This is a genomic window from Pseudomonas sp. R3-41, from assembly GCF_054161485.1.
This window is the reverse complement of sequence record NZ_CP096421.1, coordinates 6702874-6717149: the sequence shown is the minus strand read 5'-3', so window position 1 is coordinate 6717149 and position 14276 is coordinate 6702874. Positions and strand designations below refer to the sequence as shown.

The following is a 14276-nucleotide window of genomic DNA, read 5'->3' as shown; positions in this document are numbered from 1 at the left end:
CGATGGCGGTGGGTCAGTTTGCGGTGATGTTGGATACCCGCACGATATTGGGAACCGCACGGTCCTGTGGCGAGGGAGCTTGCTCCCGCTGGGTCGCGCAGCGGCCCCAAAAAAGCGATGAGCGCTTCGCACTCAAGCGGGAGCTAGCTCCCTCGCCACAAAAGCTTTCCCAGCCATCACGGTACAGATTGATCCACGGTAAACACTGTGGGAACGAGCTTGCTCACCCATTAGTGCAAGGAGACCCACCGCCATCGCGAGCAAGCTCGGCTCCCACAGGATAGGCGGTGGACATTGATCTTATAAATGACCAAAACCTGTGTGGGAGCGAGCCTGCTCGCGATGGCGTCCGCCCAGAAAACCCCTCGCCACAGGGTTTTGTGTGCTGCTCGAGGTGGCAGGTTAGATCAACCCCTTCTCATCATCATCGATCAACCGACTCAACCCGCCCAAGGCTTCACGGGCCTGGTTGCGATCCATCAACTTGGCCTGGGCCGCCGGTGGCAGATCGGTGACGCGGATGACGCCCTTGCTGGTCAGCACCTGGATCAAGTCATCGAGCACCCGAATCATTTCCAGGTCGCTTTGCTTGAGTTGCTTGAGGCTGTTTTCCACCGCCTGGTTGGCGAACCAGTCCTGGATCTCGTGGTTGTCGGCCGGCAAGGTCTCGGTGGCCTCGGCGTAGGCGGTGGCTTCTACGCGCACCAGCAGGCCTTGTGCATCGCGTTGCACATAAAACATCGGGCATCCCTCATGTATGAAGCGGCGTCATGCTGGGCAGCATAGGCCAACTTGGGGGGGAGTATGAACACTTATCCCGTGGCGAGGGAGCTTGCTCCCGCTTGAGTGCGCAGCAGCCCTAAAAAAACAGGGGCGCTTCGCGCCCCAGCGGGAGCAAGCTCCCTAGCCACGGGTGTCAGCTTCAGCTGTTGTTGTGATCGATCTTGATGGTCGGGTCGCTGCCGGCGATCAGCGTGTTCAGGTTCATGTTCGACCAGTTGTTGCCCTCAAGCTTGATCGTCACGTCCGGCGTCGCCGCACCGTTGGCCGCATTGAACTGGCCGGTGGTGCTGACTTGCAGGGATGACACGCCATCGACCGTGCTGATTTTCAGGAAGTGGTCGATGGTGCTGCCGGTTTCGCCCTGCAACAGGTCCCGCAGGTCAATCCGGTCACCGTCGGCGACCTTGAAGTCCTTGATCACATCATTGCCAGTGTCGCCGGACTTCCAGACAAAGGTATCGCCGCCCAGGCCACCGATCAGGGTGTCATTGCCCTGGCCGCCGATCAGAGTGTCGTTACCCGTGCCACCCAACAGGATGTCGTTGCCCTTGCCACCGTTGAGCGTGTCGTTGCCGCCCTGGCCGAAGATGATGTCGTTGCCGGCGCCGCCCAGCAGGGTGTCGTTGCCATCGTGGGCACCGGACACATCGAACGCGGTGTAGTGCTCGGTGATGTACTGGTGCACATTGCTGGTGCTGACCTTGCTGGCGTCCACGCCGCTCTGTTGGGCGACGAAGGCCTGGATGGCCTGGTAGCCCTCACCCGCAACACCATTGAAGCTCACCAGGTCGCCGAACAGGATGTCGTTGCCTTCGCCTCCGTTGACCGTATCGGCGCCCGGCAGGGTCGCTTCAGTGTGGCCGATGATGGAGTTGGCCAGGTTGCTCGGGTCGATGTTGGTTTGCGGCTTGCCATCCGAGTCGTAGGGGGCGAGATCGGACAGGGTGACGCCGTTGTTCAGGCCGATGGCTTCAACGCTACTCAGACCTTTGAGCAGCGTGAAGCTGGCCGTTGAGCCGTCTGCTGCCGAGGAGTCGCCCCACCAGCCGCCGGCCTGGTTGGAGAACTCGAACGTGCCATTACCCTCGGCATGCACCGTGCCGACGTAGTTTTCATTCCAATTCTTGCCGTTCTTGATGGACAGGTACATGTCCCCATTTTCTTCGATGGTGAATTTGTGTGTGCTGTCGATCGTCTGGGTGTAGTACTTGCCAACGGTGTAGTTGGCCGCGCTCAGGACGTCGTCGAGCTTGACGGTGCCGTACAACACTGGGTTCGGCTGCTCGCCGGACTGGTAGCGCGTTGGCTCACCGTCGGTGATGAAATACGTCAGGTTCTTCGCCCCGGTATTGCTCAGGGCCTGGGTGCTGTTGAAGAAGTTTGCGGTGGTCTTGAACACGTCTTCATAGTTGGTATTGCCGCCGGACACCATCGAGTCGAGCACGTTCTTGAGCAGTGTCAGCGCGTTCGGATCGTTGAGGTTGACCGCAACGTTTTTGTTGACCTGGTTATCGAAGTCCGCCAGGAAAATGTTCACAGTCCCTGAGTTGCTGCCCAGGCTCTGCTTGAGAGTGTTGAACACTTGGGTCAACGAGTTCTTCGCGGCGGCGACGGACGAGTCGCTCATGCTGCCGGAGCTGTCGACCATGAAGGCGATGTTGTAGTTGACCCCTGGCACGACGGTCAGCCCACCGATGTCGGCGACCACGATGTCGTTGCCGTCGGTGCCGGTGACGTTGTCACTGCCGGACGTGGCGGTGATTGCGTTGTAAGTGGCCGGATACACCGTGACAGGAATCTGCGCCGTGCTGACCGCCGAGCCGCCGAGGGCTTCGGTGGACGTCGAGGTCACGGTCAGGTTGAACTGGCCGTGGTAGTAGGTCGGTGGGGTCAGGGTGAGGCTGCCCAGGTTCCAGCCGGTGACCGAGGCTTCGCCGTTGCTGCCTACGGTCGCGGTATGGCCGGCGCCGTCGGTCAGTACGCTGCCTTCCGGAATGCCACCGATCTTCACGCTCAGGCTTTCGGAGCCGTCGGTGTCGGTCAGGGCGGTGGTGATCTTCGACAGGTGCACGCTGGTGCCTTCGGCGCCTTCGTTGAGCTTGAAGCCGTCGTAGTAGCCTTCGCCGTTGGTGCCGTGCAGGTCGGAGACGGTCACGCCGGCGTTCGCCAGGTCGGTCACACCGGTGTAGAGCGGCACGCCGGCATTGCTCAGGTCCACTGGCGTGCTGCCGTTGACCGACAGGTTCACGTCGTAGCTGCCCGGGCCGGTCTGGTTGTGGTGGTAGATGTCCAGGGTGTAGTAGCCGCTGGCGGTTGGCGTGAACGAACCGTTCAACTGACCGCCCGCACCCCACGTGGTTGCCGCGGCGGTCTTGCCGCCGATGGTCACCAGCAGGCTGTCATCGCCCGTGCCGCTGAAGGTGTAGGTCTTGCCGGCCTCGAGGAAAATCAGCCCTGAAGTTTTCGACGCGGTGCCCGGATTGACGTTGCCGTCGTTCTGAACGTTGCTCACATTGGTGCTGCTGTTCGGCGTGCCGGCGGCATCGATCACCGACTTGAGCGTGCCGGACGGCGCGCCGCTGCCATCGGTGCCCAGGCCCGACAGGCCGGTCCAGACTTCCTTGATCAAACCGGTGGAGGTCACGTTGTTGCCGGCCACGTTGAGGCTCGGTGCGTCGGCGACCGGCGTGATGTCGATCTTCACGGTGCCGGTATTGCCCAGCGTCTGGCCGTCGGTTGGCTGGAAGCTGATTTGCGCGTAGTCGGCCTTTTGATTGCCCACGCCGGCCGGGTTGCCATTGGCACCGGATTCGTTGGCATCGGGGGTGAAGCGCAGCTTGCCAGCGTCGATGTCCGCCTTGGTGAAGGTCTGGTTGTTGGCCACGTCCTTCCAGGTTGCGCCGTCCAGGTACTGCAACTTGCCGTCACCCGGCAGCCCGGTGATTTTCACACCTTGGCTGGCGGCGGCGCTGTCCACGTCGCTGATGCCGAACGTCGACCAGCCGAGGACCAGTGAAGTGTCTTCGGTACCGGTCACCGCGCCACCGGTGGCTACGGGTGCGTCGTTGACCCCGACCACGTTCACGGTGGTGGTCGCCGTGTTGGAATAACTCGTGCCGTCGGTCACCGTCACGGTGATGACGCGCGGTACGGTGCTCGGATCTTCGCTGTTGTTGATGAAGCTGATGTTCTTGATCTGCTGCATGTAGTCGGCCAGCGTTGCATTGCCTGTCAGCGTCAGGACAACTTTGCCGTCGGTGCTGTTGGCGTTGATGCTGATGCCGTTGACGCTATTGCCCAGGTTCAGATGATCGCCAGGCTGACGGTTGGTCAGCACGATGGTGGCGCCGGTCAGCATGGTGCTGTCCGGGTCGGTGATTTTCAGGTCGGTGTCGCCAATCGACACGCCCGGGCCGGTGGTGCCTTCGGTAAAGGTCACCTGATAATCGGCACCGGTCTTGCCGCTGGAGTTGTTGGCGTCCAGGTCGAGTACCGGCGGTGCATCGTTGTCGATGATCGAGGTGCTGACGCTGCCATTGGTGCCGCTGACCGCCAGGTGCTCGAAGTTGCCACCGGTGGCCGAGTCGATCCTGACCACGAAGTTTTCGGTGCCTTCGGTGATCTTGTCATCCAGCGTCGCCACGTTGAAGGTCGCGCTGGTGCTGTTGGCCGGGATCTTCACGGTGTAGACACCGGTGAAGTCCGTGCCGTCGGCGGCGGTGCCGCTGTAGACGATCTTGAGCGTCACTTCGGTTTGCGCCGGGTTCGTCAGGCTGACGGTGTATGTCGCTGCTTGGCCTTCGGTGACCGATGTGCTGCCGGTGATGCTGACGCTGGTGTTGTCGACAGTGTCGCCCACGGCCGTCGACGCGCCGGTCTTATCGACTGCGATGGCTTCGAGGTTGCCGCCGGAGGCCGATTTGATCGTCTCGGAGATGGACGGCGCGCCGGTGTAGACATCGTTGCCAACGGCTACGTCCAAGATGCCCGAGCTTGCGCCAGCGGCGATGGTGATGGTCTTGCCGCTGTCGAGCGTGACTGTCACCGGACCGTTCTGTGCGGTGACGGGTTTGCCGTCAGGGCCGGTCAGGGTGGCGGTGTAGGTGATCGTGCCGTTTTCATTGACAGTCGGTGTGGCGGTCAACGTCACGGTGGTGGTGTCGTTGACGTCGCTGACGACAGTGCTGACTGGCGCGGTGTTTGGAGCGATAGCTTCCAAGTTGCCACCGGATGCATCTTTGATCGACTCGGTGACGGTGGTTGGGCCTTGGTACACATCGTTGCCGACCGCCACGTCCAAGATGCCCGAACTTGCGCCGGCTGCGATGGTGATGGTCTTGCCGCTTTCCAACGTCACGGTGACCGGACCGTTTTGCGCGGTGACGGGTTTGCCGTCGGCACCGGTCAGGGTGGCGGTGTAGGTGATCGTACCGTTTTCGTTCACGGTCGGATTAGCGGTCAACGTCACGGTGGTGGTGTCGTTGACATCGCTAACCACAGTGCTGACTGGCGCGGTGTTTGGAGCGACGGCTTCGAGGTTGCCTCCAGTGGCGGTACTGATGCTTTCGGTGACGGTGGTCGGACCTTGGTAAACGTCATTACCCACGGCGACATCGAGCGTACCGGAACTTGCACCGGCGGCGATGGTGATGGTTTTGCCGCTGTCGAGCGTCACGGTCACCGGACCATTTTGTGCCGTGACGGGTTTGCCGTCGGCACCGGTCAGGGTGGCGGTGTAAGTGATGGTGCCGTTTTCATTCACAGTTGGCGTAGCGGTCAACGTCACGGTGGTGGTGTCGTCGACATCGCTAACGACGGTGCTAACTGGGGCGGTGTTTGGAGCAATGGCTTCCAAGTTGCCACCGGATGCATCTTTGATCGACTCAGTAACTGTCGTTGGGCCTTGGTACACATCGTTGCCAACGGCTACATCCAACGCACCCGAGCTCGCGCCGGCAGCGATGGTGATGGTTTTGCCGCTGTCGAGCGTGACCGTCACCGGACCGTTCTGCGCGGTAACTGGCTTGCCATCGGCACCGGTCAGGGTGGCGGTATAGGTGATCGTGCCGTTTTCGTTCACGGTTGGTGTGGCGGTCAGCGTCACGGTAGTGGTGTCGTTGACGTCGCTGACGACAGTGCTGACTGGCGCGGTGTTTGGAGCGATAGCTTCGAGATTGCCGCCAGTGGCGGTACTGATGCTTTCGGTGACGGTGGTCGGACCTTGGTAAACGTCATTACCCACAGCGACATCGAGCGTGCCCGAACTTGCACCGGCGGCGATGGTGATGGTCTTGCCGCTTTCCAACGTCACGGTGACAGGACCGTTTTGTGCGGTGACGGGTTTGCCGTCGGCGCCGGTCAGGGTGGCGGTATAGGTGATCGTGCCGTTTTCGTTCACGGTTGGTGTGGCGGTCAGCGTCACGGTAGTGGTGTCGTTGACGTCGCTGACGACAGTGCTGACTGGCGCGGTGTTTGGAGCGATAGCTTCGAGATTGCCGCCAGTGGCGGTACTGATGCTTTCGGTGACGGTGGTCGGACCTTGGTAAACGTCATTACCCACAGCGACATCGAGCGTGCCCGAACTTGCGCCAGCAGCGATGGTGATGGTTTTGCCGCTTTCCAGCGTCACGGTGACCGGACCGTTTTGTGCGGTGACGGGTTTGCCGTCGGCACCGGTGAGGGTGGCGGTGTAAGTGATGGTGCCGTTTTCGTTCACGGTCGGTGTAGCGGTCAACGTCACGGTGGTGGTGTCGTTGACATCGCTGACCACAGTGCTGACTGGCGCGGTGTTAGGCGCGATGGCTTCCAGGTTACCGCCCGATGCCGAGTCAATCGATTCGGTGACGGTGGTCGGGCCTTGGTAAACGTCGTTACCCACAGCGACATCGAGCGTACCCGAACTTGCACCGGCGGCGATGGTGATGGTCTTGCCGCTTTCGAGCGTGACTGTCACCGGACCATTTTGCGCGGTGACCGGCTTGCCATCGGCACCGGTCAGGGTGGCGGTATAAGTGATGGTGCCGTTTTCGTTCACGGTCGGCGTGGCGGTCAGCGTCACGGTGGTGGTGTCGTTGACATCGCTAACGATGGTGCTAACTGGGGCGGTGTTTGGAGCAATGGCTTCCAAGTTGCCACCGGATGCATCTTTGATCGACTCAGTAACTGTCGTTGGGCCTTGGTACACATCGTTGCCAACGGCTACATCCAACGCACCCGAGCTCGCGCCGGCAGCGATGGTGATGGTTTTGCCGCTGTCGAGCGTGACCGTCACCGGACCGTTCTGCGCGGTAACTGGCTTGCCATCGGCACCGGTCAGGGTGGCGGTATAGGTGATCGTGCCGTTTTCGTTCACGGTTGGTGTGGCGGTCAGCGTCACGGTAGTGGTGTCGTTGACGTCGCTGACGACAGTGCTGACTGGCGCGGTGTTTGGAGCGATAGCTTCGAGATTGCCGCCAGTGGCGGTACTGATGCTTTCGGTGACGGTGGTCGGACCTTGGTAAACGTCATTACCCACAGCGACATCGAGCGTGCCCGAACTTGCGCCAGCAGCGATGGTGATGGTTTTGCCGCTTTCCAGCGTCACGGTGACAGGACCGTTTTGTGCGGTGACGGGTTTGCCGTCGGCGCCGGTCAGGGTGGCGGTATAGGTGATCGTGCCGTTTTCGTTCACGGTTGGTGTGGCGGTCAGCGTCACGGTAGTGGTGTCGTTGACGTCGCTGACGACAGTGCTGACTGGCGCGGTGTTTGGAGCGATAGCTTCGAGATTGCCGCCAGTGGCGGTACTGATGCTTTCGGTGACGGTGGTCGGACCTTGGTAAACGTCATTACCCACAGCGACATCGAGCGTGCCCGAACTTGCGCCAGCAGCGATGGTGATGGTTTTGCCGCTTTCCAGCGTCACGGTGACCGGACCGTTTTGTGCGGTGACGGGTTTGCCGTCGGCACCGGTGAGGGTGGCGGTGTAGGTGATCGTGCCGTTTTCGTTCACGGTCGGCGTGGCGGTCAACGTCACGGTGGTGGTGTCATCGACATCACTGACCACGGTGCTGACCGGAGTCGTGTTCGGAGCGATAGCTTCGAGGTTGCCGCCAGTGGCGGTACTGATGCTTTCGGTGACGGTAGTTGGGCCTTGGTACACGTCGTTTCCGACCGCGACATCCAACTCACCCGAGCTAGCGCCCGCTGCAATGGTGATGGTCTTGCCGCTTTCCAGCGTCACGGTGACCGGACCATTTTGCGCCGTGACGGGTTTGCCGTCTGCACCGGTCAGGGTGGCGGTGTAGGTGATGGTGCCGTTTTCGTTCACGGTTGGTGTAGCGGTCAACGTCACGGTGGTGGTGTCGTTGACATCGCTGACCACGGTGCTAACCGGAGCGGTGTTAGGCGCGATGGCTTCGAGGTTGCCACCGGATGCATCTTTGATCGACTCAGTGACGGTGGTTGGGCCTTGGTACACATCGTTGCCAACGGCTACATCCAACGCCCCCGAGCTAGCGCCGGCTGCGATGGTGATGGTTTTGCCGCTTTCCAACGTCACGGTGACCGGACCGTTTTGCGCGGTGACGGGTTTGCCGTCGGCACCGGTCAGAGTGGCGGTATAGGTGATCGTGCCGTTTTCGTTCACGGTCGGCGTGGCGGTCAGCGTCACGGTAGTGGTGTCGTTGACATCGCTAACCACAGTGCTAACTGGCGTGGTGTTTGGAACGATGGCTTCCAGGTTACCGCCCGATGCCGAGTCAATCGATTCGGTGACGGTCGTTGGACCTTGATAAACGTCGTTACCCACAGCGACATCGAGCGTACCCGAACTTGCACCGGCGGCGATGGTGATGGTCTTGCCGCTTTCCAGCGTCACGGTCACCGGACCGTTTTGTGCGGTGACGGGTTTGCCGTCGGCACCGGTCAGGGTGGCGGTGTAGGTGATCGTGCCGTTTTCGTTCACGGTCGGCGTGGCGGTCAACGTCACGGTGGTGGTGTCGTCGACATCGCTGACCACGGTGCTAACCGGAGCGGTGTTAGGCGCGATGGCTTCGAGGTTGCCGCCAGTAGCGGTGCTGATGCTTTCGGTGACGGTGGTTGGGCCTTGGTAGACGTCGTTGCCGACTGCAACATCCAGCGCACCCGAGCTTGCACCGGCGGCGATGGTGATGGTTTTGCCACTTTCCAAAGTCACGGTCACCGGACCGTTCTGCGCGGTGACGGGTTTGCCGTCTGCACCGGTCAGGGTAGCGGTGTAAGTGATGGTGCCGTTTTCGTTCACGGTTGGCGTAGCGGTCAACGTCACGGTGGTGGTGTCGTTGACATCGCTAACGCCAGTACTGACTGGAGTCGTGTTCGGAGCGATAGCTTCGAGGTTGCCGCCAGTGGCGGTGCTGATGCTTTCGGTGACGGTAGTTGGGCCTTGGTACACATCGTTGCCAACGGCTACATCCAACGCACCCGAGCTTGCGCCCGCTGCAATGGTGATGGTCTTGCCGCTTTCCAACGTCACGGTCACCGGACCGTTTTGCGCGATAACTGGCTTGCCGTCGGCACCGGTCAGGGTCGCGGTGTAAGTGATGGTGCCGTTTTCATTCACGGTCGGAGTAGCGGTCAACGTCACGGTGGTGGTGTCGTTAACATCGCTGACCACGGTGCTAACCGGAGCGGTGTTAGGCGCGATGGCTTCGAGGTTGCCGCCAGTAGCGGTGCTAATGCTTTCGGTGACGGTGGTTGGGCCTTGGTAGACGTCGTTGCCGACTGCAACATCCAGCGCACCCGAGCTTGCACCGGCGGCGATGGTGATGGTCTTGCCGCTTTCCAGAGTCACGGTCACCGGACCGTTCTGCGCGGTGACGGGCTTGCCGTCGGCACCGGTCAGGGTGGCGGTGTAGGTGATCGTGCCGTTTTCATTCACGGTTGGTGTGGCGGTCAATGTCACGGTGGTGGTGTCATCGACATCACTAACCACAATGCTGACTGGCGCGGTGTTTGGCGCGATGGCTTCCAGGTTGCCGCCAGTAGCGGTGCTGATGCTTTCGGTGACGGTGGTCGGACCTTGGTAAACGTCGTTACCCACAGCGACATCGAGTGTGCCCGAGCTTGCGCCGGCTGCGATGGTGATGGTTTTGCCGCTTTCCAACGTCACGGTGACCGGACCGTTCTGCGCGGTAACGGGCTTGCCGTCGGCGCCGGTCAGGGTCGCGGTGTAAGTGATCGTACCGTTTTCATTCACAGTCGGAGTGGCGGTCAGCGTCACGGTAGTGGTGTCGTTGACGTCGCTGACGACAGTGCTGACTGGCGCGGTGTTTGGAGCGATAGCTTCCAAGTTGCCACCGGATGCATCTTTGATCGACTCGGTGACGGTGGTCGGACCTTGATAAACGTCGTTACCCACAGCGACATCGAGCGTACCCGAACTTGCACCGGCTGCGATGGTGATGGTTTTGCCGCTTTCCAACGTCACGGTGACCGGACCGTTTTGCGCGGTGACGGGTTTGCCGTCGGCACCGGTCAAGGTGGCGGTGTAGGTGATCGTGCCGTTTTCGTTCACGGTTGGTGTAGCGGTCAACGTCACGGTGGTGGTGTCGTTGACGTCGCTGACCACGGTGCTGACTGGCGCGGTGTTTGGAGCAATGGCTTCGAGGTTACCGCCCGATGCCGAGGCAATCGATTCGGTGACGGTAGTTGGGCCTTGGTACACGTCGTTTCCGACCGCGACATCCAACGCCCCCGAGCTAGCGCCCGCTGCAATGGTGATGGTCTTGCCGCTTTCCAGCGTCACGGTGACCGGACCGTTTTGCGCAGTAACAGGCTTGCCATCGGCACCGGTCAGGGTCGCGGTGTAAGTGATGGTGCCGTTTTCGTTCACGGTTGGCGTAGCGGTCAACGTCACGGTGGTGGTGTCGTCAACATCGCTAACGACAGTGCTGACTGGCGCGGTGTTAGGCGCGATGGCTTCCAAGTTACCGCCCGATGCCGAGGCAATCGATTCGGTGACGGTGGTTGGGCCTTGGTAAACATCGTTTCCGACAGCGACATCCAACGCCCCCGAACTTGCGCCGGCTGCAATAGTGATCGTCTTGCCGCTGTCGAGCGTGACCGTCACCGGACCGTTCTGCGCGGTGACCGGATTGCCATTGGCATCGGTCAGGGTCGCGGTGTAAGTGATGGTGCCGTTTTCGTTCACGGTTGGCGTAGCGGTCAACGTCACGGTGGTGGTGTCGTCAACATCGCTAACGACAGTGCTGACTGGCGCGGTGTTAGGCGCGATGGCTTCCAAGTTACCGCCCGATGCCGAGGCAATCGATTCGGTGACGGTGGTTGGGCCTTGGTAAACATCGTTTCCGACAGCGACATCCAACGCCCCCGAACTTGCGCCGGCTGCAATAGTGATCGTCTTGCCGCTGTCGAGCGTGACCGTCACCGGACCGTTCTGCGCGGTGACCGGATTGCCATTGGCATCGGTCAGGGTCGCGGTGTAAGTGATGGTTCCGTTTTCATTCACGGTTGGTGTGGCAGTCAACGTCACGGTAGTAGTGTCTACCGAGTCGGTAATCGTAGTGACCGCAGGCACAGTGCTCGGCACAAGATTTTCGAAGTTGCCGCCGGTTGCGCCGGTGATGGTGGTACTGACGGTACTGCCGTTGTTGTAGACGTCGTTGGCGGGTGTATCCACGGCGACGGTGCCGGTGGTCGCACCGGCAGCAATGTTGATCACCGCGCCGTTGCTCAAGGTCACGGTCACCGGGGTCTGGGCCGGGTTGCTCAGCGTCGCCGTGTAGGTGATCTGGCCGCCTTCGGTGATGGTTTCGCTGGCGCTCAGCGTCAGGCCGGTTGTATCGGCCGAATCGGTGATCGTAGTAACGGCAGGCGTCGTGCTCGGCACTAGATTCTCGAAGTTACCGCCGGTTGTGCCGGTAATCGTGGTGCTGACCGTGCTGCCGTTGTTATAGACGTCATTAGCCGGTGTCTCGACGTTGACGGTTCCGGTCGTCTGGCCGGCAGCGATGTTGATCACCGCGCCGTTGCTTAAGGTCACGGTCACCGGAGTCTGGGCCGGGTTGGTCAGCGTTGCGGTGTAGGTGATCTGGCCGCCTTCGGTGATGGTGTTGCTGGCGGTCAAGGTCAGGCCGGTGGTATCCGCCGAATCAGTAATCGTGGTGACCGCAGGCGCAGTGCTCGGCACCAGGTTCTCGAAGTTGCCACCGGTCGCACCGGTGATGGTGGTGCTGACGGTGCTGCCGTTGTTGTAGACGTCATTGGCAGGCGTATCAACGTTGACAGTGCCAGTGGTTTGGCCAGCAGCAATGGTGATGACCGAGCCATTGCTCAAGGTCACGGTTACCGGAGTCTGGGCCGGGTTGCTCAGCGTCGCGGTGTAGGTGATTTGGCCGCCTTCGGTGATGGTGTTGCTGGCGCTCAGCGTCAGGCCGGTGGTGTCGGCCGAATCGGTAATCGTGGTGACCGCAGGCGCAGTGCTCGGCACCAGGTTTTCAAAGTTGCCACCGGTCGCACCGGTAATCGTGGTGGTGACGGTGCTGCCGTTGTTGTAGACGTCATTGGCAGGCGTATCAACGTTGACAGTGCCGGTCGTCTGTCCAGCAGCAATGGTGATAACCGAGCCATTGCTCAAGGTCACGGTCACCGGCGTCTGGGCCGGGTTGGTCAAGGTGGCGGTGTAGGTGATCTGGCCACCTTCGGTGATGGTATTGCTGGCCGTCAGCGTCAGGCCAGTGGTGTCGGCCGAGTCAGTGATGGTGGTGACCGCAGGCGCAGTGCTCGGTACCAGGTTTTCAAAGTTGCCACCGGTCGCACCGGTAATGGTGGTGCTGACGGTGCTGCCGTTGTTGTAGACGTCATTGGCTGGCGTATCAACGGCGACAGTGCCAGTGGTTTGGCCAGCAGCAATGGTGATGACCGAGCCGTTGCTCAAGGTCACGGTCACCGGAGTCTGGGCCGGGTTGGTCAGGGTGGCGGTGTAGGTAATCTGGCCGCCTTCGGTGATGGTGTTGCTGGCGGTCAAGGTCAAGCCGGTGGTGTCAACCGAATCGGTAATCGTCGTAACCGCTGGCGTGGTGCTCGGTACCAGGTTTTCGAAGTTGCCACCCGTCGCACCGGTAATGGTGGTGCTGACGGTGCTGCCGTTGCTGTAGACGTCGTTGGCCGGGGTATCCACGGCAACCGTGCCGGTCGTTTGGCCAGCAGCAATGGTGATCACCGAGCCATTGCTCAAGGTCACGGTCACCGGGGTCTGGGCCGGGTTGCTCAGCGTCGCCGTGTAGGTGATCTGGCCGCCTTCGGTGATGGTGTTGCTGGCGGTCAAGGTCAGGCCAGTGGCATCCGCCGAATCAGTAATCGTGGTGACCGCAGGCGCCGTGCTTGGCACCAGATTTTCAAAATTGCCACCTGTCGCGCCGGTAATGGTGGTGCTGACGGTGCTGCCGTTGTTGTAGACGTCATTGGCCGGGGTATCCACGGCAACCGTGCCGGTCGTTTGGCCAGCAGCAATGGTGATCACCGAGCCATTGCTCAAGGTCACGGTCACCGGCGTCTGGGCCGGGTTGGTCAGGGTGGCGGTGTAGGTGATTTGCCCGCCTTCGGTGACCGTATTGCCCGCGCTCAGGGTGACGGTGGTGGTGTCGACGGTGTCGGTGATCTGAGTCACGGCCGGCGTAGTGGGCACGGTCACGGCAATGCCGGTGCCGCCGGTGGTGCCGGTGACGGTCACGCTGATCTGGCTTGGGTCGTTGTAGACCGTGTCGTTCGGTGCCAGCGGTACGTTGACGCTGCCAGTCAGTTGGCCAGCCGGGATCACGATGACCGCGCCGTTGGACAAGGTTACGGTCAGGTTGGTCTGCGGGGCCTGGGTCACGGTCGCGGTGTACACCAGCACGCCGCCGGCCTCGGTCAGGGTCGGCGTGGCGCTCAGGGTCATGGTCGCATTGAGCACGGCGTTGGCGGTCGTATCGGCCGTGGTATCGCCACCCAGGATGTTGTCATCGGTGGCCGCCGCCGCAGCGAGGCCTTCGGTTGGGAAACCGACGGTAGGGTCGACGCTGCCGGCGGTGGCATCCAGCACCACAAAGCTGTGGCCGCCACCGGCGGCGCCCCCCGTACCCGCGGCAGTGGCGCCGGCGGCGGTGGCTTCCAGGGCAGTCGTCGGGTCGACGCCCGCGGCGATGGCTTGTTGCAGTTCTTCTACCGACGGCGCGGCCTGGGCGGTGGCTTGTGCCAGGTCAGTGGACGAGTCCGGAGCATTGGCGCTCCACTGGGTGTCGCGGCCCAGGTCCAGGGTGCGGCCATCGGCCAGCTCCAATGTGACGGCGCCGGCAGGGCCGGTGTCCAACTGGTCGCCTACGTTCAGGCGATCGCCTTCAATGAGTACGCGCCGAATGCCCTCTGGGGATACGACGAAAACCTGACCAACAATGCTTTTGACAACGGCAATAACACTGCTCATTGAAGACTCTCCGGGTGCCACGCTCAGTAGACTTCCATGGACCCGGCGGCTT

At 61.5% G+C, this 14276-nt stretch carries 2 protein-coding genes; both read right to left on the bottom strand.

The window, feature by feature from the left end; translation table 11 throughout:
- Positions 1-402: 402 nt before the first annotated feature.
- On the bottom strand, positions 403-741 hold the full coding sequence (locus M1D99_RS28970; RefSeq protein WP_014335964.1) for a hypothetical protein: 339 nt from the start codon (positions 739-741) through the stop codon (positions 403-405).
- Positions 742-922: 181 nt separating this feature from the next.
- Positions 923-14224: a LapA family giant adhesin gene (locus M1D99_RS28965; protein ID WP_458131187.1), complete on the bottom strand. Its 13302-nt coding sequence runs from the start codon at positions 14222-14224 to the stop codon at positions 923-925.
- Positions 14225-14276 lie beyond the last annotated feature (52 nt).

What these genes read in the sequence shown, in the direction of transcription:
- M1D99_RS28970 (WP_014335964.1), bottom strand. Translation starts at nt 741, where the DNA reads ATGTTTTATGTGCAACGCGATGCACAAGGCCTGCTGGTGCGCGTAGAA.
- M1D99_RS28965 (WP_458131187.1), bottom strand. Translation starts at nt 14,224, where the DNA reads ATGAGCAGTGTTATTGCCGTTGTCAAAAGCATTGTTGGTCAGGTTTTC.